This window comes from Streptacidiphilus sp. PAMC 29251, assembly GCF_054208735.2.
Genome location: NZ_CM135725.2, coordinates 4,739,506 through 4,763,843 on the forward strand (window position 1 = coordinate 4,739,506; position 24,338 = coordinate 4,763,843).

Sequence of the window (24,338 nt, forward strand, 5' to 3'; positions counted from 1 at the left end):
CGGGGGAAGGTCCCGACGCGGTCACCAGTCCCGGCCGGGGCCGTGCCCGGGCCTGCGCCGCCGACGGCGCAGCACGGCGACGGGGACCGACCAGAGCCAGGCGACCGCGAGCACCCCCGCGATCGCCCCTACGGTCGCGTCGGCCCCCCGTCCCGGGCCGCCTCCTTCGACGAGGTCCGAACCCACCGTCACCAGGCTGCCGAAGATCATGAGTGGGGCGCAGGCCTTCCACAGGACGTGGTCGAGCAACTGCCGCCGCAGGGATCGGAGCAGAAACCGCCTGCTGCGGACCGCTGACGGCGGTTGGACGGTGAGGTCCCCCGCCAGTGTCCTGCCCGGGGCGACCTCAGCCATGACGGTGCGCAGCCGCTCGACGTCCAACGACCACATCCGTATCGTCCGACTGGCCCTGGCCTCCTGGCCGGTCACCCGACGGTTGAACCGTCCGTAGCCGAAGCCCCGCGGCAGTTCGGCGCCGCCCGGGTGACGCACGACGGCGATGCAGGGGATCCGGGCGCGACCGGCCGGGTGCTCCCACAGCCGCAGGCACATCACGTCCGGCCAGGGAATGAACGCCGTCGAGGATCGGTAGCGCGGCGGCAGGCCGCCCAGGGTGACCCCGTCGGCATCCACCCGGAACGCGACCCGGCCGCCCATCAGTGCCGCGGTCATCCGTCCGGTCGGCCGGTACCGCTCCTGGTACACCTGCTCGGCGAGATCCACGGCTGCATCATGCCACCGCTACCCGCGGCGTCCCCAGGCGGAGATCATCGGGGCGGTGGCCAGGTCGAGCCGCCCGGTGGCGACGTTCGCCAGGTGGCGGTCGATCTCCTCGTCGGTGGCCAGACCGGCCTCCAGCAGACGGTGCCGGATCTGCCGCACCGTCGCGTCCTCGAGCACGGCGCAGGCCGGCGAGGTGATCGGGAAGTACGCGTCGGCCTGCACCTCGTCAAGACCGGCTTCGCGGAGCACCCTGGGCAGGGTCCGCCCGTAGCCGAGATCCGCGCCGCGCGCCGCCATCAGGCTGCGGAAGCCGGACCGCAGCCGGTTGGCGAGCTGCTGCTCGGGACCCGACTCGTCCGGGCACAGCAGCGGCTGCAGCGCGGGGTCGGCGTCCTCCAGCAGCAGCCAGCCGCCGGGCCGCAGCGCCTGGACCATCCGGCGCAGCGCCTCGGCCCGGTCGGTGACGTGCACCAGGACCAGCCGGGCGTGCACCAGGTCGAAGCCGCCGGGCGGCGGCGGGTCGGCGGCCACATCATGGGAGACCACCTCGATCGCGCTGCCGGCGATGTCCCGGGTCCAGGACACGTCGATGTCGGTGGCGACCACCGTGCCCCCGGGGGCGACCCGTTCGGCCAGCCCGAGGGGGACCGAGGGACCGCCGGCGCCGACCTCCCAGCAGCGCATGCCGGCGCCGATCCCGAGCCGGTCGACATGACGAAACGTCACCGGGTCGAACAGCTCGGCCAGGGCGGCGAAGCGGACACCCGCCTCGGACTGCGCGTTGTCCAGCAGGTATCCGCGTTCGGTGCCGTGTTGGGTGCCATGTTCGGTGCCGTGCTCAGCCATGGCGCGATTCTGGCAGACCGGCGCGGGCCAGCCAGGCGCGCCGGGTGTCCGCCGCCGCGGCCGGTCAGTGCGGAAGCTCGACCGACAGGTACGGCGCCAGCGACCGCAGGAAGTCCGCCGCGTCGAACATCGCGCCGGCCGAGGCCACCCCCGTGGTGCGGGTCCGCCCGGCCAGGATCCGCTGGACGGCCTCCACCACCAGCGGCGCGGTGATCGCGTAGATGTCCTGGCCCCGGGCCGTGGCGCGGCGCTCGACGCCGTCCGCGCGGACCAGGACGTCGACCACGAAGGTCTGGTCCGACCGTCCCAGCTCGTCGACCGCCTCCGGGGCCGGCGTGTCCTCTCCCGCCAGGTCCCGGGCGGCTTCGACGCTCATATAGGTGCGGACCTCGGGCACCGCCACATGGCTGGGCACGGTGATGACATCGGCCATGGTGAACTCGGCGACCACCGTCCGGCGGCCCAGCGGCTCGGGGAAGATCCAGTCCTGTTCCCACGGCTGGTCGTCGTGGTACTGCAGCGCGCCGTCCGCGAACCGCACCCGCCGGCCGGCACGTCGCTGGTGGGAAACCTCACCGGCCTCCCGGGTGCCGGTCGTGGGGCGCCAACTGCTCAACCCGTACGCCACGTGCACCTCGTCCGCGGCGGTCCACTCCCCCATCGCCGCGGTGACCAGCAGATCGCCCAGTCCACCGTAGAAGGCCATGGCCGGCACCACGGGCGTCTCCGACTTCCGGGCGGCCTCCGCGTAGTCGGCGAACATCCCGGCATTCGCCTCCAGCTCCGCCGCGACGTCGAGGTACGGGATCCCCGCGCGCATCGCGGCCTCGACCACCGGGCCCGCCGTGACCGCGAACGGACCGGCGCAGTTGATCACGGCCGCCGCACCGGCCAGGGCCCGGTCCAGCGAGCCCGCGTCGTCCACCGTGGCCGGCCGCACCTCCACATCGCCCCACGCGGCCGCCAGCACCTGCAACCGGGCCGCGTTGCGGCCGGAGACGACAGGGGTGAAGCCGCGCCTCCGCAGTTCGGCGACGATGAAACGGCCGGTGTGCCCGGTCGCCCCGTAGACCACCACTGCTGCCGCTGTGCTCATGATTCCCCGTTTCTCCGGTGCTGATGAGTCCAGTGTGGCCGCGGACCGGAGCCGACGGTGATGGTCCGGAACGACATCATGCGTACACTTTCGGACATGCCCACCGCGCCCGTCGTGCCTGCGCCCGTTGTGCCCGCTGCACCCACCGTCGCCGTGCTGACGGCCGGTCACCTGCTGCACTTCGAGCTGGCGGTGGCCTATGAGATCTTCGGCAATCCCCCGCTCGAAGCCACCGGGGGCTGGTACGACGTCCAGCTCTGCGGGACCGGACCGGTACGGGTCGGCCCGTTCATGGTCGAGCCCGAGCACGGTCTCGACCGGCTGGTCGGCGCCGACACCGTGATCGTGCCCGCCTGCGCCGACGTCGACGATCCGCCGTCGGCCGAGCTGGTCGAAGCCGTGCGCGCGGCCCATGAGTCGGGCGCCCGGATCGCCTCCCTCTGCACCGGGGCGTTCCTGCTCGGCGCCGCGGGCCTGCTGGACGGCCGGCGGGCCACCACCCACTGGGCCCACGCCGCGGAGCTGAGCGCACGCCATCCGCTGGCCCTGGTCGACCCGGACGTGCTCTACACGGACAACGGCAGTGTGCTCACCGCCGCGGGCAAGGCCGCCGCCGTGGACCTCTGCCTCCACCTGGTCCACCTCGACCACGGCGCCGCCATCGCCAACTCCGTCGCCCGACGCCTGGTCACGCCGCCGCACCGGGCCGGCGGGCAGGCCCAGTTCGTGGCCACGCCGATGCAGGTCAAGGGCGACCACGTGCTCGCCCATCTGTTCGCCTGGGTCCAGCAACGGCTGGACCAGCCGTTGTCGGTGACCGACATGGCGCGGAAGGCGAACACCAGCCCGCGCAATCTCGGACGGCAGTTCCAGTCGGTGATCGGGCAGACGCCGATCCAGTGGCTGCTGACCCAACGCGTCCGCCGCGCGCAGGAGTTGCTGGAGGCCACCGACGAGAGCATCGAGGCGGTCGCCCTCGCCACCGGCATGGGCACCGCCACGACCCTGCGACGCCAGTTCAAGCGGATCGTCGGGGTCCCGCCCGACAGCTACCGCCGCTCGTTCCGCAGCGCGCGGCCGGCCTGACCGGCAGGGCGGTCAACCAGGCACGAGCCCACCACCCGCGACGATGACTACCTGGACGACTACCACAGGGTTTTCGGCGACGCGGGCGACGAGGTCTGGTATCTGGAACGGGGCCGGGGAGCGGTCCAGATCAGCGACAACGGCTGCGGAATGACCGGCTGGCTCATCATCGTCGGCCCGCACCGCGGCGAACTCCGGGACCGGGACTGTGCGGCCAACCCGCCCTTCGAGCCGTATGTCGACAAGCACGGAATACGCCATGGCTTCGGCAGCTGGTACCTCGAATGGCTTGAACAACGCGAGGCAGCGGCCAGGCCGGACACGTACGTCAGTCAGGCGCGATGAGTTCCGGGTTCCCCGCCGGTATGTACTGGTGGGCCTGTCGCAGGCCCTACGGAATCCGAGCAACGAGGAGCGAACGACGATGACTGTGACCCGATCGCACGACGAGGCCGCCATCAAGGGTGTCCTGGAAAACGTCTACCAGGCCTGGGACGCCGGCGACGCCGACGCCTTCGTCGCGGACTACCGGGAGGACGCCACCGCGATCCTGCCCGGCTCCTACCGCAGGTCCAAGGAGGTCGTCCGCGAGAACATGGCCGTCGGCTTCGCGTCCTTCCTCAAGGGCAGCACGAGCGTCGACAAGCTGGACAGCATCCGCTTCCTCGGCGAGAGTGCCGCGGTCGTGGTGAGCGAGACCGGCATCAGGTTCCCGGGCGAGACCGAGATCCCCGCCGAGCGCACCGTGTACGCCACCTGGGTGCTGGAGAAGCGTGACGGCGCCTGGCTGGTCGTGGCCTACCACAACAGCCCTGCCATCGTGCCGAACTGACGCTCGGGACTGCGCCCGGCGCAACCCGCGGGCGGCGCTGGGCGTGGGGCGGACGCGTGGCGGCTACCGCGCGTCCGTCCCGGCCAGCTCCTCCGGCAGCCCGAAGGCGGCGAACACCTCGGCGTCCTGGAACACCGTGTTGCGGCTGATCCCGGCCGCGGTGACGGTGAACACCTGCAGGGTGTGCAGGTGGTAGCCACCGCCCTCGACCCGCCAGTAGGCCGCCAGCGCGGGCTGGCCGTTGGCCGCGGTCCGCACCATCCGCCAGTCCTTGCACATCGAGAAGACCCAGTCCATGAACGTGCCGTAGTGCTCGCGGCCGATGAACCAGTTGACCATCGGCGGCATCTCCAACAGCACGTCATGGGTCAGCAGTTGCTTGATCGCGGCCACGTCGGCGCGCTCGAAGGCCTCGACGAACCGGTCGATCCGCGCGCGCACCTCCTGCTCGGACGGCTCGGCGACCTCCTCCTCGGGGACTCCGGCCTCGCGCAGTCGCCCCCGGGCACGCTGCAGGGCGCTGTTGACCGCCGGCGTCGACATACCGAGGATCTCTCCCGACTCCGCCGCCGAGAAGCCCAGGACGTCGCGCAGGATCAGCGCGGCCCGCTGACGAGCCGAAAGGTGCTGGACCGCCGCCACGAACGCCAGCCGCAGCGACCCGCGATCCACCGCGACCCTCCCCGGGTCCGCCCCGAGCAAACGCGCCTGCCCCGAGCAGCGTCTCCGCCCCGAGCAGCGCGTCCGGCAGGGGCTGCAGCCAGGTCACCTCACCGCGCACCAGCGGCGCGGCCGGGTCCTCGCTCGGAGCCACCAGTCCCGACGGCAGCGGACGCCGGCCCCGGCCCTCGATCGCGGTCAGGCAGGCGTTCGTCGCGATGCGGTACAGCCAGGTGCGGACCGACGCCCGGCCCTGGTCGTACTGGTCCCGGGCCCGCCACGCCCGCAGATAGGTCTCCTGGACCAGGTCCTCGGCGTCGTGGACCGATCCCAGCATCCGATAGCAGTGCGCCAGGAGCTCCGACCGGTACCCGTTGATCCGCTGCTCGAAGTCCCCCGCGACGGGCGCCATCGTCCCCTGCCTCTCCGGTGCCACAGCTGCGGCCGACCCTATCCCAAGGGTCCCAGGCACTCGGCCCTCAACCCTTGACGGACTCGGCGATCCGCAGGGCGACCTGGGCGGGCGTGAGGTGCGTGGTGTCGACGACCTCGGCCTCGCCGTGCAGCCAGCTGCGGGCCGCCTCGGCGTAGGGCTCCAGGTACTGGAGCCGGAAGGGGGAGTCGGGACCGAGGACGGTGTCCCCCGCGATGCGCCCGCGGAGGGTGTCCTGGTCGGCGTGGAGGACGAAGTGCCGTACCGGAATGCCGTAGTGAGCCAGGCCCGCGCTGATCTCGCGCCAGTACTCCTTGACCAGGACGGTCATGGGCATCACCAGAGTGCCCCCGGTGTAGTCCAGCACGCGGCGGGCGGTCTCGACGACGAGGGGCCGCCACGGCGGCCAGTGCTGGAAGTTGTCCGTCCCGGGCAGCCCCGGGGTGATGTCCATGAGCGTCTCACCGACCTTCTCGGCGTTGAACACCCTTGAATCCGGGAGCAGTTGCTGCACGAGGGCACTGGTCGTCGTCTTGCCCGCGCCGTGGGTGCCGTTCAGCCATACGATCATGGGACCCCACGCTAGCGCGACCGGGCCCGTGCGTCGGCGAGGACCTGTGCATCAAGGGTCAACTCGCCACGAAGCCAGGGCGATCCACCTCCTCGGCGACGTCCCTGGTGGTCTCGATGAACGCGGCCAGGGTCGGGGACGGCTCGCTCCGCCCCCACACCAGCCCGATCCGCCAGTGCGCGGCGGGATGGACGACGGGGATCAGGCGCAGGTCCGGGGCGATGGCGCCGGCACGGGCCGACACCAGCGTCGCGCCGACGCCCGCGGCCACCAGGGCGAGCACGGTCCGGATGTCGCGGGCACGCTGCAGGACGCGGGGCCGGAGCCCGACCGCGGCCAGGTAGCGGTCGACCTGCGCGCCCAGCCCGGGGCCTTCGACGTCCGTCACGGACACCAGCCCCAGCTCCCGGATCAGCGCTTCGGCCCCCGGCGACGGGTCGACGTCCCCCGGTACCGCCAGCACCAGCTCGTCCCCGCCGAGTTCGAGCACCGACAGTTCCCGGTCGACGGGGAGGCGCACGAATCCCGCGTCCAGCTCCCCGCGTCGCAGGCGTCCGATCTGGACCGGCGAGGCCATGTCGTCAAGCGTCACCCGGACCCGGGGACGCCGGCGGCGGAACTCCGCGACGGCGCGCGGTGCGACGTCGATCGTCGACAGGCCGAAGCCGAGGGTGAGCCGCTCGGTGCCTCCGGCGGCGAGGCGGCGGGCCCGCAGGGCGAACGCGTCCAGCCGCTCGACCGCGTCGCGGGCGTCCGGGAGCAGGGCTCTGCCGAGCGCGGTGGGCTCGGCGCCGTGCCGGCCGCGCCGGAACAGCGAGCCGCCGACACGTCCCTCCAGCGCTTGGATCTGCTTGCTGAGCGCGGGCTGGCTCAGGGCCAGCACCCGGGCGGCCGCGCCGTAGGTGCCGTGGTCGGCCACCGCGACGAACGCCCGCAACAGCCGGTCTTCCATTCCCTGAGGTTATCGGAAAGCCCAAAAGATTCATTGGACGCATGGAAACGGCACCGCTTCCATGGGGAACGGCGGCACGCGCCCCCTACCCGAAAGGGACTGATCCCTTGATCCCCGCACCACCGGCCCGGCCCCGGCTGGACACCCACGTGGGCTTCCTGGCCATCGCCATGGGACTGACCTGCGGTTACGACGCCACTGCCATGGCCGGCGCACTCCTGCTGGTCACCCACCGCTTCGCCCTGACGACGACTCAGCAAGGCCTGCTGTACGCCACGTCGGCAGCCGGAACGATCGTCGGCGCGCTGCTGAGCGGCAGACTCGTCAACGCGCTCGGCCGTCGTACGACGCTGCTCTGGATGACGTTCCTGTACCTGGCGGCCACCGTGCCGGCCGTGACGTCGAGGAATCCGGCCTGGCTGGACTCGAGCCGCTTCGCCCAGGGCACGGCGATAGGCATCGCCATCGTGGCGACCCCGATCCTCATCGCCGAATCAGCCTCGACCCGCGCTCGCGGACGCATCGCTGTCCTGTACCAGGTGGCCACCGCCTTCGGGTGCGCGCTGGGCTACTTCGGCGGCTACTTCCTCGCGGGCAGCGGGCAGTGGCGACTGATGCTCGCCGTCCCCGGCGCCCTCGCCCTCACCGGCGCCCTGACGCTGGTGCGGCTTCCCGAGACCAGCCGCTGGCGCCAACTCCGGCAGCAGCGGCAGCAGTTCCAGCAGCAGCCGCAGCCGCAGCCGCAGGCCCAGCAGCAGGCCGGCCCAGGAGCCGGGGCCGGGGTCCGACTCCAGGGTGTCCTGCGCGCCATGCTGAGCCCCCGCTACCGGACGCTGACGCTGTTCGTCGCCGCACTGGGCTTCTTCGTGCAGGCCACAGGCATCAACGCGATGGTGTACTTCAGTCCGCGGATCTTCCAGCAGATGGGCTACACCGACAGCTTCGGGCTGCTGATGCTGCCCGGTTTCGTCCAACTCGCGGGCGCTGTAGCAGCACTCTTCTGCGCCCTGACGATCGACCGGTTCGGCCGACGGCCCGCTCTGCTCACGGGCACCGCCCTCATGGGCCTGGGACACGCGGCGATGGTGCTCCTGTTCGCCACCGGAGCCCCCGAGACGGTGGGCTTCATCGGCTTCATCGGCCTCATCGTCTTCACCATCGGCTTCAACTCCGGCTTCGGAGCGCTGGTTTGGATCTTTGCGGCGGAAGGCTTCCCGGACCACCTCCGCGGCGCCGGAGCTTCGGTGATGCTGCTGACGAACCTCACCACGAACTTCTTCGTCGCCCGGTTCTTCCTCGACCTGCTCAATGCCGCCGGCGGCGCAACGACCTATTCGATCCTTCTCGGCGTCACCGTCCTGGCCTGGCTCTTTGTGCGCTTCCTCGCTCCCGAGACAAAGGGCCGTTCTCTGGACGAGGTCCAGTCCTACTGGGAGAACGGCAGACGCTGGCCTGCCCGGTCCACCGCGGCGACCGGGCCTGTCGTCACCGCTCGTCGCGCGCCGCGGAGCGTTCGGTGATTTCGGCCTTGACCGTCTCGCGCAGTTCGTCCGGGGTGAAGCCGAGGGTGCGCAGGATCTGCGCGGCCAGGCCCTGCTCGGTGCGGATCAGGCCCAGCAGCGAGTGCTCCGTGCCGACCCAGTCGTGGCCGAGGTCGGCCGAGGCGCGGAGTGCCTGCTCGATGGCCTCCTTGCCCTCCGGCCGGAACGCGATGTGACCACGCAGCGCCTTCTCGCCGGCCGGCGGCATCGCCTCCTCGATCACGTCGCGCACGCGCTGCTCCGACCCGGCTTTCGCCACCAGCAGCTCGTACGCCAGACCCCGCGGTTCGCCGAGCAGGCCGAGCAGCAGGTGTTCGGTGCCGATGAAGTCGTGCTTGTGCGTCCGGGCGGCCTCCTGCGCCAGCACGATGGTGTGCCGGTTCAGGTTGGTGAACTGCTCGAACGGGGCGGGGGTGTGGCGCTGCTGGGCGGCCTGCCTGGTCACCCCGATGGCGTCGCCGATCTCGCTCCAGGACGCGCCGCCCTGCTTGGCCTTGCTGACGTAGTGGTCGAGGAGCTGGTCCCCGAGGTCGGACAGGGTCTGGGCACGCAGGCGTGCCTCGCTGATGCGGGCCAGCTCGCCGGCGTCGGGGAGTTCCTCGTTGAGACGGGCGATCAGGTCGGCGAGGCTGATATCGAGTGGGCTCATGCGTCAATCGTAAATTGACGATCCTGCAATCGTCAAGATGAAATTGACACCCGTTCGGGGGATACGTGGCACAGGAACCGCCCCGTCCGCACGGGGAATATTGCCGACGGTTCGCCGTCCGGGTCGGCTAGGGTGCGGACATGTGCTGCTGCGCCGCCATGACCACCCGTACTACCGCCGCTTACGGCGCGGTGTACGAATAACGATCGTGGTATTGCCCGGACATGAAGCAGGCCGTGCGGTGGAGTGGTGTTGTGACGCATCACCCGGGCCGCACGGCCTTGTCCAAGCGTATCTTCACCGGCCTCCAGCCGCGGCGACTCGGCAAACTCGTCGCCGAACTCGCCGGCGTCTGGACTGCTGCCGAGGAATCCCGGCTGCGTGAACGCCGAGGCCACGAGCGGTTGCGTGCGGCCGGGGCCGGCCCCGACCACGATCTGGTGTTCGTGGACCGGATCATCGTGACCCTGGTGGCGCTGCGCTTCCAGCTCCCGCACGCGGCCCTGGCCGAGCTGTACCGAGTGGACCGCTCCACGGTCACCCGCGCGATCCGTGAGATCAGACCGCTGCTGGCCGCACGCGGATTCGCCGTCAAGGACCATCCCGAGCTGCGGCTTCGCACCCTGGCCGACGTCTTCGCCTACGCGGCGGCCGAGGGCGTCGAGCTGCGATTCGACGGGACCGAGGTCCAGGTCCGCCGCCCGCGCGCCAACAAGCCCGGCCGACGTGCGTTCGTCTCGGGCAAAAAGAAGATGAACACCAAGAAGGCCACCGTCGTCACCGACGGCCAGGGCCGGACTCTGTGGGCCGGGGCGTTCCGCCCCGGGCGGATGCACGACCAGACGGCGGTGCGCACCGAGGGAATCGCCGACCTGTTCAGGCAGTTCCCACAGGTCAAAGCCAAGGTCGACGCCGGATACCGGGGCCTGGCGAAGGAGTTTCCCGACCAGGTCCAGGCTCCGCCGCTCAAACCGAAGAAGGACGCGACACCCCAGGAACTCGCGGCCTGGAACGCGGAACGCCACCAGCAGTCGTCGGAGCGCATCTGCGTGGAGCACGCCAACGCCGAGCACAAGCAATGGCGCACCCTGCAACGCTTCCTCGGCCGCCGCGAAGACTTCGACGAGACCTACACAGCCGTAGCCGGCCTGGTCTCCGACCGCGCTGCCGAGAGGTGATCACCCATCAGACAACCCGCCAGGCCGACACGCCCTGACCTCAATCGCACACAGCGCCGTTAGCGGCGGTACCCGAGGCTGCGCTGTCACCGCGGCCTCATGGCTGCCCCCGGTCGGGGGCAGTGCCAGGACGTACCGCCCGATCAGAGTCCCGCCGGCAGCCGCTGCCCAGATCTGTGCTGCCGGGCCGTCCTGCCTGATCAGGGGAGCAATGTCGCAGTCGCAACGTTTCGATTCACCGGACGAAATCCCATTCCCGTGCCCGCAGCCGGCCGGACCTGTCGTCACGCAGGATCCGGGTGTCGCCACCCTGTTCCTGATGGTCGGGCTCCCCGGAGCCGGGAAGACCACCCGGGCCAAGGAGCTCGCCGCGACGCACCCGGCGCTGCGACTGACCCCGGATCACTGGATGGTCCCGCTCTTCGGCGATTCGATGGCCGACGGCAGGCGCTGGGTGCTCGAAGGACGGCTCATCTCGGTCGCCCTGCAGGCGCTGCGGCTGGGGACCAGCGTGGTGCTCGACTACGGGCTCTGGGGCCGCGACGAACGGTCGGCGCTGCGCTGGCTGGCACGGTCGGCCGGGGCAGCGTGCCAGGTGGTCTACGTGCCCGTGGACAAGGAGGTCCAACTCGCCCGCATCGCGCTCCGCCAGGCGACGGAACCGCATCAGACGTTCCCGATGAGCGAAGCCGACGTGGACCGATGGCGCGAGCAGTTCCAGGTGCCCGACGCCACCGAACTCAACGGCGGCGAACTCGACGGCGGCGAGATTCCCGCCCCACCGGCGGGCTGGCCGGGCTGGCCGGAGTGGGCGGTGGACCACTGGCCCACATGCACCGACAGCTGACCAGGCCGTCCGAACCATAGGAATGATCCATATGGCATCCACCTCCACATCCACCTCTCCCTCCACCCACTCCTCTCGTCCGCGGCAGGCCGGCGAGGCAAACACCACCTTTGTGCTCGTGCACGGCTCGTGCTCCAGTTCGTTGATGTGGGCTCCGGTCCAGCGTGAACTGGCGTTGCTCGGCCATCGCAGCTTCGCCGTCGATCTGCCGGGACACGGCTTCGACGCGCAGTACCCGGCCGCCTACCAGGCGCCGCAGGACCTCGACGCGTGGGCGGCCGAGCCTTCGACGCTGGCCGCGGTCACCCTGCAGGACAACGTCGACATGGTCGTCGACGTCGTCCGACGCCTGGCCGAGCACGGGCCGGTGGTACTCGTGGGCGCCAGCCTCGGCGGGACCACCATCACCGGGGTGGGCCACACCGTCCCCGACCTGGTGAGCCGACTCGTCTACATCTCCGCGTGGTCGTGCGTGCAGCGCGCGAACCCTATCGAGTACATGCAGGAGCCCGAGTTCGGCGACAACCTGATGGCGCCGCTGGCCTCTCTGAACGTCGGCAACCCCGCTGAACTCGGCGTCGGCCGGGCGAACTACCGCACCGCCGACCCAACCCTGCTCGCCGCCCTCAAGGCAGCGATCATGGCGGACGGCACCGATGAACAGTTCCGGGCCTTCCTCAACATCCTTCAGCCGGACGAATCCCTGGCGGTGATGATGTCCGATGCCCGTGGCCACGCCGACACCTGGGGCACCGTCGCCCGCACGTACATCCGCCTCACCGACGACCGGTCCCTTCCGCTGGCCATGCAGAACCGCCTGATCGCCGAAGCCGACGCCCTGACCCCCGACAATCCCTACGACGTGCACACCATCGCCACCAGCCACGTCGGATTCCTGCTCAAGCCGGCAAAGCTGGCCGGCCTCCTGGACCACCTGACGGGTGGCCACCGCCCTTAGAGGGTGTCTGCCGGCCCTGGTACGCGGGGTGGCGGCCGGCAGGCTAGTTTGGTCGGGTGAGTCTCCTTGATGATGTGGCCGAGCGCGACAACTGGCGCTGCTGGGTGTGCGACGAACCGGTCGACCCCGACATGTCGGTGAACGACCCGCGGGGGCCCAGCGTCGACAGCCGGACCGCCGACCGGAAGGCCAAGGTCGCCGAACGGCTCGCGCACCGCGGGTGCAACACCCGCAAGGGCGCGGTCAAGGTGGACATCGCCTGGCCGGACCGCCTGTACGTGGTCGAACCCGCGCCGCTGATCACCGTCGCCGGGAGGCTGGAGCGCAAGGGGGGCCGCGAGATGGTGGGCCGCTGTCCGACCCGGAAGGACGCCCAAGAGGCAGCGGACTGGCTGGTGGACCGCTTCTCGCGACTGGTACCGGGGCTGCCGGTGACCGCCGCCATCGAGCCGGGCGGCGGCCAGTTCCTCGTCATCCTGGCCACCGGCCGCCGCTGACCGGACGCGTCCGTCCTCGCTGCTTCGCCGCTGCTTCACTGCCGGTAGCGCTCGGGGATGGCCGCTGCGGGGCTACTTGAGGAGCCGAAAGTTCGGCGTCGCAGCGAAGGCACGCAGGAACGCGCCGGCTCCGAGGGCGAAGGGCCTGTAGTCGAGTGTCTTGGTGGCCAGGTGGAACAATCCGGGCAGCGTCCGGACGAGGTCGACCTGGCGGTCCAAGAGCTCGACATCGGCCGTGCCGCCGATGACATCCGTGATCGCAGCCGTCAGAAGCGCCGTGACCGCGTGGTCGACCGTGCCATTGCACATCGCGATGACGCTGATCATGTTGGCCGGTTTGAAGCCCAGCAGCGCCGGCAGATACTCGGACTCCGGTTCAGCGAACCGGCCTTGCTCGAAGTAGTCACCGTCCCCGTAGCCGGGGCCGTCCACCTCCAACAGGAAGGGACGGGGGCCTTCCCGGTCGCTTTCGGTGATCCCAAGGCGCAGCGGGTCCACCGAGAGATGCCAGTATCCGGGCCTCGGGTGCTCAAACGATTGCGTCACCAGCTCCACGAGGCAGGAGTTCAACCGGGCTTCGAGCTGGTCAGTGAAGGGTTGCGGAAGCGCGATGCTGATCACTGGTCCTGCCATGGCCAGGATCTTCGCACCGTCGATCGGCCCTGGCGACTCATATAGCCACAGTCCCGGGTGAAGAGGCGATCATCGCAGGGGGGACGGTGGTGGCCGGTGCACTACGCGACAGCGCCGGACCGAAGCCGAAGCCGTGCCCGCGCCCGTCGCCGCCCCGACCGGCGGTACAGGCGATGGCCGGTACCGCCGTGATCGGGGCGGGCGGTGGCTACCTCAGGTGCCGGGTGAAGAACTGCGCCGCGCTGTCCCCGGCGAACTGCGGGACGCCGGTGTGCCCGCCCATGTTGGCGTGCAGGGACTTCTCCTTGGAGCCGAAGGCGTCGAACAGGTCCAGGGCCGCCTGCCGGTCGTTCCCCTCGTCGTCCCACTGCAGCAGGACGTGCAGCGGAATGGTGACCCGCCGGGCCTCCTCGAACATGGCGCGGGGCACAAGACTCCCGGCGAACAGACCGGCGGCCGCGATGCGCGGCTCGACCACCGCCAGCCGGATGCCGCTGGAGATCACTCCCCCCGAGTACCCGACCGGGCCGCCGATCTCGGGCAGCGCGAGGAGTGCGTCCAGGGCGGCCTGCCATTCAGGGACCGCCTTTTCGACCAGCGGGAGGATGAGGGCATCGACGATCTCGTCGCTGACCGGCTCGCCGGCCGCCATCGCCCGGCGCAGGTCGGCGCGGGCCTGATCGACGGCGGGCCAACGGGGCCGGTCGCCGCTTCCGGGGAGTTCGATGGTGGCCGTGGCGAAGCCCTCCGCCGCGGAGTGCCGGGCCCGGTCCACCAGTCGGGGTACATCCTGCGCAGCCCGAGGGGAGGGTGGCCGAGCAGGATCAGCGGCGCCGGTGCGGATGCGGAAGCCGGTGCGGGTCCGGATGCGGATCCGGGCGTCCACAGGATGCCGGGGATCTCGCCGAGGGTGAACTCACGCTCGAGGACGCCGTCGTCGAGGCGCTGCTTCTGAAGTGAATCGCATGGTCATGCCTTTCGGGAGTGCTCGCGAACGGCGCTCCCGGACGACCTATCGCCCGACCATGACCCCTGAGGGGAGCGCCCATGTCGTTACTGCGTTCACGGGTACCACCTCCTCGTTCTGTCGCACGGTCTCCGGCAGATTAGCAGTGGCCGCCGTGGTCCGCTAACAGGTTTTCGCAAGGGCTCCCGGGGTGCCTCGCAGCGACAGTCCGTACGCAGCCAGCGGAGTCCGTGCTGACACCGGGTGATTCATGCCTGGTCGGCCGTTGTGGTACCGCTGGCCGCCATCGGCGTCGCGTTCGTCCCGCCGCCCTTTCAGAGCACGCCGGGGGCTGTGATCGGCATCCCCGCCGTGATGTGGATCCTGAGGCAGGACCAGCTCAGGCGGGTCCCGACACCGGCGAAGGACGATCCAGCCGAGGACTCCTGAGCCGAGCGCAGACCATGGCCGAAAAGCCTGTCCCGATTGGCCGAGTAGCCTGTCGTCTTTGGCCATCCAACGTGAGTGAGTGTTCCGGTGCCTGGCCGACAACGTCGCGCCCCCCGGGTCAGCCGATCGGAGTCGTCGAGCCCGCCCTGTCGGCTAAGGCCGGGCAGGTCTGCGGCCGTGTCTCAGACCTGTAGAACAGCCTCGATCAGGCGGGTCTCCTCGGCGGTCGTCCCGGAGACCTCCACGCGCTCGTCTCCCGGGCGCCGGCCCCACAGCAGCAGCAGGCGATCGGACGGAGAACAGGTCATGGTCGGCAGGACGTCGCTGTCCCGGCCTGGTTCCAGAAGCCGGAACTCCGGCTTCGGAGATACGCGCACGACGACGTCCTCGCAGTCGGGGCTGGCCAGTCGGAAGGCGAATCCGTCGGGCACGCCGGATGCCCGCGCGACGCGTGCTGCCAGGGATTCCTGAAGTGAGTCCATCGCAGCGAGGACCTTGACCGCGTGGGCGGTGAGTTCTGGCTGTGCGAGCAGGGTCTGGCCGAGGTCGTCGTCGCCGACGACGTCCCAGCGGTGAAGGGCCAGCTCCGACCGGCCGTGCATGCGGAACTCGGCGCCTGACAGGTGGGCGCCGGTGAATTCCACGGTCCCGCCGATATCTGTCAGGTCGGTGATGGCGGCGTCCAAGCGTGCGGCTTCGTGGGCCAGCGTGGCGAGCAGCCGCGGGTAGGGCAGGACACGCAAGGCGTCTTCCCGCTCAGCGAAGGGGCGCGTCGGCCGGCCCGGAGTCCCGGCCAACGCGGCCTCGATCAGCTCGGACTCCTCCCTGGCGCCGGCGGCGATGTGGACGACGAGGTCGCGCACCCGCCAGTCGCGGCATGCGGTGGGCCCGTCGGGCGATCGATCTGCCAGGGTGGTGAAGAAGGCCTGTGGTTCGTTCATGGCCCCATGTTCACGACCGGCCGGGCGGCACGCTGGCGGCCATCGGACGCCGCACTGGCCTGTCACTTGGCCACCTACGGAGTCCAGGCACAATCAGTCACACGCGACATGGGTCACAGTTGCAAGCGGTGTGCTTGCAATAGTTAGCACTCTGGGTGCAGAGTGGAGCCATGGCCTCACTGAACGTCGGCTCGCTCGGCGAGTACATCCGTGAGCAGAGGCGGCATGCGCAGTATTCGCTGCGTCAGCTGGCTGATGCCGCAGGGGTGTCCAACCCGTACCTCAGTCAGATCGAGCGCGGGTTGCGCAAGCCGAGTGCGGAGATTCTGCAGCAGATCGCCAAGGCGCTGCGGATCTCGGCGGAGACGCTGTACGTGCAGGCGGGGATCCTCGACGAACGCGAGGAGGTCGGCCTGGAGTTCCGGGCTGCGATCTTCGCGGACTCACTGATCAACGAGCGGCAGAAGCAGGTGCTGCTCGCCGTCTACGACTCCTTCCTCAAGGAGAACGCGAACGCCCAGGCGGACGCGGGCACCGAGGCCGGAGCGGGGACGAGTGCCGGCAGGACCCAGGAAGATCCCGACTAGGGGAGGAACTCCCATGCCCATCAACGATGATCTGCGCAAGACCCTTTCGGACCCCACCCCGCTGTACGCCCTGGCCGGTGTCGGCGATCTCGCGGTGGCCAAGCTCCGCGAGGTGCCCGAGAAGGCTGCGACCCTGGCCTCCACCGACCGCACGGTCGTGCAGGAGCGGGCGACCGCACGGCTGAAGGAGGCCCAGGTCCGGCTGACCGAGGCGCAGACCAAGGTCAGCGAGACGGTGTCCGGCCTGCCGAGCGACTTCAAGTCACTGCAGGAGAAGGCCCAGGACTTCGCCCTGCAGTCGGTCGGCCGCGCCGCCGAGCTGGCCGTCAAGGCCCGCGAGGTGTACGACGAGCTGGCCGAGCGCGGCAAGGTCGTCGTCGACCGGCAGCGCAAGGACGCGGCGGACGAGCTGGTCGGCATCGCCGGCCAGGCGGAGTCCAAGGCCGACGCCTTCGCGGCCGAGGTCGACAAGGTCGCCGACGTTGCTGCAAGCAAGGCGACCGACGTCGCCGCCGCGGTCGAGCCCGAGCCGGAGGCCCCCGCCGCCGCGCCGAAGCCCGCCGCCAAGCGGACCACGCCGCGGAAGAACACGCCCAAGGCGTGACGCCCCGCCGGTAGCACCGCACCACCGCGCGACAGAACACCGCACAGCAGAACACAGCAGAGGGACGCGCCGGGCACGCTCGGCGCGTCCCTTTCGTTCTCTCCCCGGGGAGCGGCCCCGTGGGACACTCCACATCCGAACAGGATTTCAGCGGGTCGAGGGAGAAGTGATGGTCGAGCAGCTGACTGCGAGCGCCACCCTGGTGGACGGGTTCAACACAGGGCTGTACTGGCTGACGCTCGCTCTGCTGGCGTTCAAGGCCATCGCCTTCATCGACGCGGCCATCCGCCGCCCGGCCGCGTACCCGGCGGTCGACAAGCAGACCAAGACCTTCTGGCTGCTGGTCCTGGCCTTCGCGGTGGCGGTGGACTTCCTGCCGATCCCGTTCATGGCCCAGATGCTCAGCCTGATCGGCCTGGTCGCGGCGATCGTCTACATGGTGGACGTCCGCCCCCGGGTGCGGGCGATCGCGCCGAAGCGCACCGGGAAGCTCGGCGCATTCGGCAAGATCGGGCGTTCGAAGAAGGACGGCGAGCGGAACCACATGGGTCCTTACGGGCCCTGGTAAAAAAACTAGAACCGGCCGGCTCAGCCCACCAGCGCTGCCGCCGCCGCGACCGCGCCGCGGGTGAGCAGCAGGACGGCGACGTCGTCGGCGAGCGCGCCGCCGTTGAGGTCCTCGACCTCGGACATCGCCGTGTCGATCAGCAGTTCGTCGCGCAGGCCGTTCTCCTGGTGGTCGCCGATCATGGCGATCAGCCCCTCCTGGCCGAGGCGGCGGGTGCCCGCCCCTATCCGGCCCTCGATCAGGCCGTCGGTGTAGAGCATCAGGCTCCACTCCTCGCCCAGCCGGACCTTCCGCGGCGGCCACTGCTCCTCGCCCGCGTCCGGCTCCAGCGGCAGCAGCCCCAGCGCCGGGCCGCCGAAGTCGTACGGCAGCAGTTCGGGGCGGCAGCCGTCCTGGAGCAGCAGCGGGGCCGGGTGTCCGGCGAGGTGCAGCTCGGCGTACTCGCTGTCGGGTTCGATGGCGAGCATGCACAGGGTTGCGAAGATCTCCTCGCTGCGGCGCTCGTGCTCCAGCACCCGCTGCAGGGTGCCGAGCAGCGCCTCGCCGTGCAGTCCGGCGAAGACCAGGGTGCGCCAGGCGATCCGCAGGGCCACGCCGAGCGCGGCCTCGTCAGGACCGTGTCCGCAGACGTCGCCGATCACCACATGGACGGTGCCGTCGGCGGTGCGCACCGCGTCGTAGAAGTCGCCGCCGAGCAGGGCGCGGCGGCGTCCGGGCCGGTAGCGGGCGTGGAAGGCCAGGCCGGAGCCGTCCAGCAGCGGGGTGGGCAGCAGATGGCGCTGCAGTCGGGCGTTCTCCTGGCCGCGCAGCTCGGCCTCGACCAGGCGGCGCTGGGACTCGTCGGCGCGCTTGCGTTCGACGGCGTAGCGGACGGCCCGGGTCAGCAGCCGACCGTCGATCTCCTGCTTGACCAGGAAGTCCTGCGCGCCGGCCGCGACCGCGGCGGCGCCGAGGTGGACGTCGACGGTGCCGGTGACGGCGAGGACCGCGGTGCGGGGCCAGCGGCGGAGCAGCCGGCGCAGGCCGTCGAGGCCGCCGCCGTCCGGGAGTTCGAGGTCGAGCAGGATGCAGGCGGTGTCGGCGTCGATCATCGTCGCGGCCTGGTCGAGGGTACGGGCCCAGCGGAGCCGCACCTCGGCGCCGACCTCGGCGAGGAGGTTGTGGAACGCCGCGGCGTCCTCGGTGCTGTCGTCGATCAGCAGGACCGAGAGCGGGGTGGCGGGGCGGGGGCGCGGGTGCGGTATCGGCGCAGCGGCACTGGACGTGCTGGGCTGCGGTTCGTGCGCGCGTTCAGTCGCGGGCATCAGCGGTACCTCCCTCTCCCCGACGGTGCAACGGTTGGGCGACGGTTGCAGTGCCCATCAGACACCACGTTCCTGGGGCATCCCCGTGACCCTAACGTGATCTCCACAGCCCCTCCGCACCTCGGGTCACCCCGATGGCCGTTTCCGCGATGATGGCCGTGGCCTGCGGGACTGCCCGTGAAGGCGAAGAAGTCCGGGCGGTTACCGGGCTGTGGCGGCCTCGGCGCACCGAGGGGGAAAAGGGGATCGTGATGGAGATCACGCTGGTGCGAGGTGACATCACCGAACAGCGGGTGGACGCGGTGGTGAACGCGGCGAACTCGTCGCTGTTGGGGGGTGGCGGTGTCGACGGCGCTATTCACCGCAGGGGCGGGCCCGAGGTGCTGGCGGCCTGCCGGGCGTTGCGGGCCTCGCACTACGGCAAGGGGCTGAAGGTGGGTCAGGCGGTGGCGACGACGGCCGGGCGGCTGCCGGCGACCTGGGTGATCCACACCGTGGGACCGGTGTACGCGGCGGACGATCCGGGGCGTGCCGAGCTGCTCGCCTCCTGCTACCGCGAGGCGCTGCGGGTCGCCGACGAGCTGGGCGTGCGGACGCTGGCGCTGCCGGCGGTCTCGGCCGGGATCTACGGCTGGCCGCTGGCGGATGCCGCGCGGATCGCGCTGGAGACGGTGCGGGGAGCGGTGAGCGGGGTCGAGGAGGCGCGGTTTGTGCTGTTCGGGGCCGATGCCTATCAGGCGTTCGATTCCGTACGCCAAGAGTGGGACGAGGGACGGGGGCTGGGCCATGGGTCCATGGTGGACTGAGTGAGCGCCGACACGCCATGAAAATTCGATAACTTGTTCGAATTATGTTTGTTCGTGTCACCTACGGACAACTACGGACAACGTGGAGCGATCGCCTCCCAACGCACCGTCAGCTCCCCCAGCCGCCACCGGCTCGGGCCGCCGACCAGGGGCCAGTCGGCCGCCACCGCGCGGGCGGTGGCGATCCAGCGCTGCCGGGCCCCGAAGTCGGCGTACGGGGCCGCCGCCGCCCAGGCCCGGTCCAGGTCGCGGAGGAAGGCGTGCACCGGCTCGCCGGGGACATTGCGGTGGATCAGCGCCTTGGGCAGCCGCTCGGCCAGCTCGGACGGCCGTTCGAGCCCGCCGAGCCGGGCGGCGAAGGTCACCGTGCGCGGGCCGGCCCGGTCCAGGGCCACCCAGACATGCCGTCGGCCGATCTCGTCGCAGGTGCCCTCGACCAGCAGCCCGTCCGGGGCCAGCCGGCTGCGGAGCAGCGCCCAGGCGTCCGCGACCTGGGCCTCGTCGTACTGGCGCAGCACGTTCGCCGCCCGGATCAGCAGCGGTCGGCCCGAGTCCAGCGGGACCTCGAAGCCGCCGCGGCGAAAGCTGAGCGCGGGCGGACGCGCATGGCGCTGCGCCAGCGCGACCCGCTCCGGCTCGATCTCGATGCCGACCACCTGGACGTCCGCCCGGACCGCCGCCAGCCGGCCGTGCAGTTCGACGGCGGTCCACGGCGCGGTGCCGTAGCCGAGGTCGACGGCGACCGGGGGCGCCTCCGCCCGGCGGAGGGCGGGGGCCAGTTCGGCGGCGATCCAGCGGTCCATACGACGCAGACGATTGGGATTAGTGGTGCCACGGGTCACCGCGCCGACCGGCCGACCCGCCGCTCGACCCGTCAGCCGTCCGGTCCCGGCACCCGCGCGCACACCCATGCCAGGCAGCGTATGCGAGCCGAGGACCGCCCCGAACGTGGCGGAATCGGCAGCGGAGCCCGACAAAGGCCCGGCAAACGGAAGACAAAGGGAATCAGTCGGGCTTTCCTGCTGTTGCTAGCTCTGTTGACGGGTCGCCGAGCGGCCGGAGCTGGACTGAGAGGACGAACCGGTGACCCAGCGCCCTGGCCGTGTCGCGATGCTGAGCGTGCACACCTCCCCCCTGCACCAGCCGGGGACCGGTGACGCCGGCGGGATGAACGTCTACATCGTCGAACTGTCCAAGCGCCTGGCCGATCTCGGTGTGGAGGTGGAGATCTTCACCCGCGCCACTTCCTCCGACCTGCCGCCGACCGTGGAGCTCGCCCCCGGCGTGCTGGTCCGGCATGTCACGGCGGGGCCGTTCGAGGGCCTGGTCAAGGAGGACCTGCCGGCCCAGCTGTGCGCCTTCACCCATGGCGTGCTGCGGGCCGAGGCCGGCTACCGTCCCGGGTACTACGACCTGGTCCACTCGCACTACTGGCTGTCCGGGCAGGTCGGCTGGCTCGCCGCCGAGCGCTGGGGCGTGCCGCTGGTGCACACCATGCACACCATGGCCAAGGTCAAGAACGCCGCGCTGGCCTTCGGCGACACCCCCGAGCCGGCCGCCCGGGTGATCGGCGAGACGCAGGTGGTGGCGGCCGCGGACCGGTTGATAGCCAACACCGCCGAGGAGGCCGAGGAGCTGGCGGTGCACTACGCCGCGCGGCCCGACCAGCTCTCGGTGGTCCACCCCGGGGTCAACCTCGAAGTGTTCCGCCCGGCCACGGCGACCCCGGTCGGCAGCGTCGGAGACGCGCTGAGCCATAGCGAGCGAGAATCCGCCCGGGCGGAGATCCGAGCCAGGCTCGGGCTGCCCCGGGACGCGACCGTCCTGCTCTTCGCCGGACGGATACAGCTGCTGAAGGCCCCGCACGTGCTGCTCCGTGCCGTCGCCGTGATGCTGCTGCAGGATCCCTCGCTGCGTGACCGGCTGGTCGTCCCGGTGGTCGGCGGTCCCAGCGGAAGCGGGATGGCGCGGCCCGAGAGCCTGCACAAGCTGGCCGCCCAGCTCGGCATATCCGATGTGGTCCGGTTCCACCCGCCGGTCAAGCAGGACGAGCTGGCCGACTGGTACCGGGCCGCGACGGCGCTGGTGATGCCGTCCTACAGCGAGTCCTTCGGCCTGGTCGCCCTGGAGGCCCAGGCCTGCGGCACCCCGGTGGTCGCCGCCGCCGTCGGCGGGCTGCCGGTGGCCGTCCGCGACGGCGAGACCGGCTTCCTGGTGGACGGCCATGAGCCGACCGACTGGGCCCACGTCCTGCGCCGCTTCGTCGACGACCCGGGTCTCGGCGCCCGGATGGGCGCGGCCGCCGCCCAGCACGCCGCCTGCTTCGGCTGGGCGAACGCCGCCGCCGCGACGGCGGAGGTGTACACCGGGGCGATGGGGCGGATGGCAGACAGGATGGCGGACCCGCTGGCAGACCCCTTGGCGGACCCGGACCGGCTGACCGGTACCGCGCGGTAACGTCGGAGCCATGGACTCACCCCGCACCGCGACCCGCGCCCAGGCGCTCGACGTCCTCCGTTCGGCGCTGGACGACGCCGGGGTGGCTTGGGAGCAGCCCGCCGACGACCCGTACACCTGTGTGGCGACCCTGCCGGGGACCCGGAAGCTGTCCACCACCTGCTCGCTCCGGGTCGGCGAGCACACGCTGAGCATCAACGCCTTCGTGGTCCGGCACCCCGACGAGAACCACGAGGCGTTCTACCGCTGGCTGCTGGAACGCAACACCCGGATGTACGGACTGGCGTACGCGATCGACCGCCTCGGTGACGTCTACCTGGCCGGACGGCTCCCGGTCGCGGCGGTGACGGCCGAGGAGGTGGACCGGCTGCTGGGCTCCGTGCTCAGCAACGCCGACGAGCCCTTCAACACCCTGCTGGAACTGGGCTTCGCCACCGCGATCCGGCGGGAGTGGGAGTGGCGCACCAAGCGCGGCGAGTCCACCCGCAACCTGGACGCCTTCACCCACCTGACCGGCCCGGCGGACGGCCGGGAACCCGGCTAGAAACCAGCTGGAGGGACCGTCAGAACGCCGCCCGGACCGCCCCCACCACCCGGCCCCCGCCGTACAGCGGCGCGGCGGCGATGCGGGAGAGGGTGTCCCCGTCCGCGGCCACGCCCATCCGCTCCAGGACGGCGGCCAGGACCGGGCCGACCGCGCGGTAGCCGCCGTCGTCGACCTTGAAGGCCAGGGCCCGGCCGTCGGCGAGGGCGACGGCCTGCACGGCCTCGGCCCCCATCTTGGACATCGCGCCGGGGACGCCGCGCATCAGCCAGGTGTCGATCCGGCGGGTGCCGGCGACGTACTCGGGGTGGGCCCGCATGGCGTCTGCCACGCGCCGCTCGGGGGTGCCCGGGTCGGCCAGGACGATGGCGCGGAAGGCGCGGGCCAGGCCGACCAGGCTGGTGGCCAGCAGCGGCGCGCCGCAGCCGTCGGTGCCGGTGGCGGCGGCGCTCCCCCCGGTGAGCTGCTGGAACGTGGCGAGCACCTGCTGCTGGACCGGGTGCTCCGGGTTCAGGTATCCGGCGGTGTCCCAGCCCCGGGCCACGCAGGCGGCGAGCATCGCGGCGTGCTTGCCGGAGCAGTCCATCAGGATCGGCTCGGGGTGGCCGCCGGCGCGGATCCAGGCCTCGGCCTCGGCCTCGTCCAGCGGCAGCGAGGGGGGCGTCTGCAGGTCGTCCGGGGTCAGTCCGGCGGAGGCGAGGAGCTTGCGCACCCCGTCCAGGTGAAACGTTTCCGCGGAGTGGCTGGCGGCGGTCAGCGCGAGCAGCTCGCCGTCCAGGTCGAGGCCGGTGCGCAGGATAGCCGCCGCCTGCATCGGCTTGTTGCTGGAGCGCGGGAAGACCGGGCGCGAGGGGTCGCCCAGGGTGAGCGCGGCGTCGACCGAGCCGTCGGCGGCGAGGACCACCAGCGAGCCGCGGTGCCGGCCCTCCACGAAACCGGACCTGACCACCTCGGCGAGGACCGCAGAACCGGGTATCGAGGAGGTGGTCTGGGTGGTCATGGTGGGTCAGCCTCCGGAGAGCAGATCGTCGACGCGCGCTTCCCCCTCACGGTACCTGCGGGTGATCTCCGCGCTGCATCCGTCGACGGTCCGCTGCAGGCCCTGGCGGCGCAGCGACAGCGTGCGCTCATGGGCGGTGAGCCTGATGCAGGCCGCCTGGAGCGCCGGGTCGGACTGGGAGCGCAGGTCGGCGAGGCCGACATCGTCCATGAGCTCGTCCGCGAGCGCCTGGTACTCCTCGCTGCGCGGCGTGTGCAGGGTCACATGCCGGGCGGAGTTGCGGACCTCCGAGGGCAGGTCGGTGAGGATCTCGGCGAGTTGCTCCAGAAGGGTGTCCGCCACCGGCGTCCGCCCGCTGCGACGGGTCAGCTCGGCCCGCAGGATGTCGACCCGGCCGTGCAGCAGCCGGCGGAGGTAGGAGAGGTCGGCCTCGTCCTCGGTGGCCCGGCGGCGCAGCTCGCGCAGCGCGTCCAGGCCGAGGGCGCCGAGCGCGCCGAGGCCCGGGGCCAGGGCCGTCGCCGTGGACTTGACGGGGCCCGGGGCCGGGGCCGGAACCCGGGCCGCCGGACGATCGGTCGTGCACTGTTCGGGCATCCGCTGCTCCCTCTGGTCGTGCCTGTCGCCCACCA

At 71.3% G+C, this 24,338-nt stretch carries 27 protein-coding genes and 2 pseudogenes; 14 read left to right on the forward strand and 15 right to left on the reverse strand.

Annotated elements, in window-relative coordinates:
- Window positions 1–21: 21 nt before the first annotated feature.
- From ACXKR8_RS22205 to ACXKR8_RS22215, 3 genes are all read right to left on the reverse strand, one after another.
- Window positions 22–723, reverse strand: a complete 702-nt coding sequence (locus ACXKR8_RS22205; RefSeq protein WP_458274626.1) for a hypothetical protein — start codon at window positions 721–723, stop codon at window positions 22–24.
- An 18-nt stretch (window positions 724–741) separates the two neighbouring features.
- Window positions 742–1,569 (reverse strand): class I SAM-dependent methyltransferase, encoded by an 828-nt coding sequence (locus tag ACXKR8_RS22210; RefSeq protein WP_458274627.1) that lies wholly within the window; start codon window positions 1,567–1,569, stop codon window positions 742–744.
- A 64-nt stretch (window positions 1,570–1,633) separates the two neighbouring features.
- On the reverse strand, window positions 1,634–2,665 hold the full coding sequence (locus ACXKR8_RS22215; protein ID WP_458274628.1) for a saccharopine dehydrogenase family protein: 1,032 nt from the start codon (window positions 2,663–2,665) through the stop codon (window positions 1,634–1,636).
- A 96-nt stretch (window positions 2,666–2,761) separates the two neighbouring features.
- Here ACXKR8_RS22215 and ACXKR8_RS22220 point away from each other — a divergent pair, with 96 nt between their 5' ends.
- From ACXKR8_RS22220 to ACXKR8_RS22230, 3 genes are all read left to right on the forward strand, one after another.
- Window positions 2,762–3,751 (forward strand): helix-turn-helix domain-containing protein, encoded by a 990-nt coding sequence (locus ACXKR8_RS22220; RefSeq protein WP_458274629.1) that lies wholly within the window; start codon window positions 2,762–2,764, stop codon window positions 3,749–3,751.
- Between the two features lie 150 nt (window positions 3,752–3,901).
- Window positions 3,902–4,096, forward strand: a complete 195-nt coding sequence (locus tag ACXKR8_RS22225) for a hypothetical protein (protein ID WP_458274630.1) — start codon at window positions 3,902–3,904, stop codon at window positions 4,094–4,096.
- Window positions 4,097–4,175: 79 nt separating this feature from the next.
- The gene (locus tag ACXKR8_RS22230; protein WP_458274631.1) at window positions 4,176–4,583 is read left to right on the forward strand and encodes an SgcJ/EcaC family oxidoreductase; all 408 of its coding nucleotides are present in this window, start codon (window positions 4,176–4,178) and stop codon (window positions 4,581–4,583) included.
- Between the two features lie 63 nt (window positions 4,584–4,646).
- Here ACXKR8_RS22230 and ACXKR8_RS22235 read toward each other — a convergent pair whose 3' ends face one another.
- The 4 genes and pseudogenes from ACXKR8_RS22235 to ACXKR8_RS22250 form a co-directional block, all read right to left on the reverse strand.
- Window positions 4,647–5,255, reverse strand: a complete 609-nt coding sequence (locus tag ACXKR8_RS22235; protein ID WP_462100639.1) for a sigma factor-like helix-turn-helix DNA-binding protein — start codon at window positions 5,253–5,255, stop codon at window positions 4,647–4,649.
- 223 nt (window positions 5,256–5,478) lie between these two features.
- Window positions 5,479–5,655: pseudogene (locus ACXKR8_RS22240) on the reverse strand (sigma factor); the annotation flags it as partial.
- A gap of 67 nt (window positions 5,656–5,722) precedes the next feature.
- Window positions 5,723–6,247 (reverse strand): AAA family ATPase, encoded by a 525-nt coding sequence (locus ACXKR8_RS22245; RefSeq protein ID WP_458274633.1) that lies wholly within the window; start codon window positions 6,245–6,247, stop codon window positions 5,723–5,725.
- Between the two features lie 58 nt (window positions 6,248–6,305).
- A complete protein-coding gene (locus ACXKR8_RS22250; RefSeq protein ID WP_458274634.1) occupies window positions 6,306–7,199 on the reverse strand; it encodes a LysR family transcriptional regulator in 894 nt (297 codons plus the stop codon).
- Window positions 7,200–7,306: 107 nt separating this feature from the next.
- Here ACXKR8_RS22250 and ACXKR8_RS22255 point away from each other — a divergent pair, with 107 nt between their 5' ends.
- Window positions 7,307–8,719, forward strand: coding sequence for an MFS transporter (locus ACXKR8_RS22255; protein WP_458274635.1), 1,413 nt, complete (start codon window positions 7,307–7,309; stop codon window positions 8,717–8,719).
- Here the strand turns inward: ACXKR8_RS22255 and ACXKR8_RS22260 are convergent.
- The gene (locus ACXKR8_RS22260; RefSeq protein WP_458274636.1) at window positions 8,685–9,389 is read right to left on the reverse strand and encodes a Clp protease N-terminal domain-containing protein; all 705 of its coding nucleotides are present in this window, start codon (window positions 9,387–9,389) and stop codon (window positions 8,685–8,687) included. The genes ACXKR8_RS22255 and ACXKR8_RS22260 overlap by 35 nt on opposite strands.
- 224 nt (window positions 9,390–9,613) lie before the next feature.
- Here ACXKR8_RS22260 and ACXKR8_RS22265 point away from each other — a divergent pair, with 224 nt between their 5' ends.
- The 4 genes from ACXKR8_RS22265 to ACXKR8_RS22280 all read left to right on the forward strand — a co-directional run bounded on the left by ACXKR8_RS22265 (window position 9,614) and on the right by ACXKR8_RS22280 (window position 12,869).
- Complete coding sequence (locus tag ACXKR8_RS22265; protein WP_458266773.1) at window positions 9,614–10,567, forward strand: transposase family protein; 954 nt, start codon at window positions 9,614–9,616, stop codon at window positions 10,565–10,567.
- Between the two features lie 319 nt (window positions 10,568–10,886).
- Window positions 10,887–11,414 carry a P-loop nucleotide/nucleoside kinase family protein gene (locus tag ACXKR8_RS22270; RefSeq protein WP_458274637.1) on the forward strand — a complete coding sequence of 176 codons (528 nt, stop codon included), beginning with the start codon at window positions 10,887–10,889 and terminating at the stop codon, window positions 11,412–11,414.
- Window positions 11,415–11,445: 31 nt separating this feature from the next.
- On the forward strand, window positions 11,446–12,372 hold the full coding sequence (locus ACXKR8_RS22275) for an alpha/beta hydrolase (protein WP_458274638.1): 927 nt from the start codon (window positions 11,446–11,448) through the stop codon (window positions 12,370–12,372).
- A 56-nt stretch (window positions 12,373–12,428) separates the two neighbouring features.
- On the forward strand, window positions 12,429–12,869 hold the full coding sequence (locus ACXKR8_RS22280; protein ID WP_458274639.1) for a hypothetical protein: 441 nt from the start codon (window positions 12,429–12,431) through the stop codon (window positions 12,867–12,869).
- 72 nt (window positions 12,870–12,941) lie between these two features.
- Here ACXKR8_RS22280 and ACXKR8_RS22285 read toward each other — a convergent pair whose 3' ends face one another.
- The 3 genes and pseudogenes from ACXKR8_RS22285 to ACXKR8_RS22295 form a co-directional block, all read right to left on the reverse strand.
- Entirely contained in the window at window positions 12,942–13,490 is a 549-nt protein-coding gene (locus ACXKR8_RS22285; protein ID WP_458274640.1) for a DUF6368 family protein, read from the reverse strand.
- A gap of 220 nt (window positions 13,491–13,710) precedes the next feature.
- Window positions 13,711–14,469: pseudogene (locus tag ACXKR8_RS22290) on the reverse strand (dienelactone hydrolase family protein).
- 611 nt (window positions 14,470–15,080) lie between these two features.
- Entirely contained in the window at window positions 15,081–15,839 is a 759-nt protein-coding gene (locus ACXKR8_RS22295) for a maleylpyruvate isomerase N-terminal domain-containing protein (RefSeq protein ID WP_458274642.1), read from the reverse strand.
- Between the two features lie 170 nt (window positions 15,840–16,009).
- Between ACXKR8_RS22295 and ACXKR8_RS22300 the strand changes: the two genes are divergently transcribed.
- The 3 genes from ACXKR8_RS22300 (at window position 16,010) to ACXKR8_RS22310 (ending at window position 17,598) form a co-directional block, all read left to right on the forward strand.
- Window positions 16,010–16,426, forward strand: a complete 417-nt coding sequence (locus ACXKR8_RS22300; RefSeq protein ID WP_458274643.1) for a helix-turn-helix domain-containing protein — start codon at window positions 16,010–16,012, stop codon at window positions 16,424–16,426.
- Between the two features lie 13 nt (window positions 16,427–16,439).
- Window positions 16,440–17,030 (forward strand): hypothetical protein, encoded by a 591-nt coding sequence (locus ACXKR8_RS22305; RefSeq protein WP_458274644.1) that lies wholly within the window; start codon window positions 16,440–16,442, stop codon window positions 17,028–17,030.
- 169 nt (window positions 17,031–17,199) lie between these two features.
- Entirely contained in the window at window positions 17,200–17,598 is a 399-nt protein-coding gene (locus ACXKR8_RS22310) for a DUF2516 family protein (RefSeq protein ID WP_458274645.1), read from the forward strand.
- Between the two features lie 20 nt (window positions 17,599–17,618).
- Here ACXKR8_RS22310 and ACXKR8_RS22315 read toward each other — a convergent pair whose 3' ends face one another.
- A complete protein-coding gene (locus tag ACXKR8_RS22315; protein WP_458274646.1) occupies window positions 17,619–18,902 on the reverse strand; it encodes a PP2C family protein-serine/threonine phosphatase in 1,284 nt (427 codons plus the stop codon).
- Window positions 18,903–19,150: 248 nt separating this feature from the next.
- Here ACXKR8_RS22315 and ACXKR8_RS22320 point away from each other — a divergent pair, with 248 nt between their 5' ends.
- Window positions 19,151–19,708 (forward strand): O-acetyl-ADP-ribose deacetylase, encoded by a 558-nt coding sequence (locus ACXKR8_RS22320; protein WP_458275054.1) that lies wholly within the window; start codon window positions 19,151–19,153, stop codon window positions 19,706–19,708.
- A gap of 71 nt (window positions 19,709–19,779) precedes the next feature.
- On the opposite strand, the gene ACXKR8_RS22325 is transcribed toward ACXKR8_RS22320, so the two are convergent.
- The gene (locus ACXKR8_RS22325) at window positions 19,780–20,619 is read right to left on the reverse strand and encodes a methyltransferase domain-containing protein (protein WP_458274647.1); all 840 of its coding nucleotides are present in this window, start codon (window positions 20,617–20,619) and stop codon (window positions 19,780–19,782) included.
- A 172-nt stretch (window positions 20,620–20,791) separates the two neighbouring features.
- Between ACXKR8_RS22325 and mshA the strand changes: the two genes are divergently transcribed.
- Both mshA and ACXKR8_RS22335 read left to right on the forward strand, forming a co-directional pair.
- Complete coding sequence (gene mshA / locus ACXKR8_RS22330; protein ID WP_458274648.1) at window positions 20,792–22,165, forward strand: D-inositol-3-phosphate glycosyltransferase; 1,374 nt, start codon at window positions 20,792–20,794, stop codon at window positions 22,163–22,165.
- A gap of 10 nt (window positions 22,166–22,175) precedes the next feature.
- Complete coding sequence (locus tag ACXKR8_RS22335; protein ID WP_458274649.1) at window positions 22,176–22,709, forward strand: type III secretion system chaperone family protein; 534 nt, start codon at window positions 22,176–22,178, stop codon at window positions 22,707–22,709.
- Window positions 22,710–22,728: 19 nt separating this feature from the next.
- On the opposite strand, the gene ACXKR8_RS22340 is transcribed toward ACXKR8_RS22335, so the two are convergent.
- Window positions 22,729–23,709, reverse strand: coding sequence for an asparaginase (locus tag ACXKR8_RS22340; protein WP_458274650.1), 981 nt, complete (start codon window positions 23,707–23,709; stop codon window positions 22,729–22,731).
- Window positions 23,710–23,715: 6 nt separating this feature from the next.
- Window positions 23,716–24,303: an RsiG family protein gene (locus tag ACXKR8_RS22345; protein WP_458274651.1), complete on the reverse strand. Its 588-nt coding sequence runs from the start codon at window positions 24,301–24,303 to the stop codon at window positions 23,716–23,718.
- Window positions 24,304–24,338: the final 35 nt, after the last annotated feature.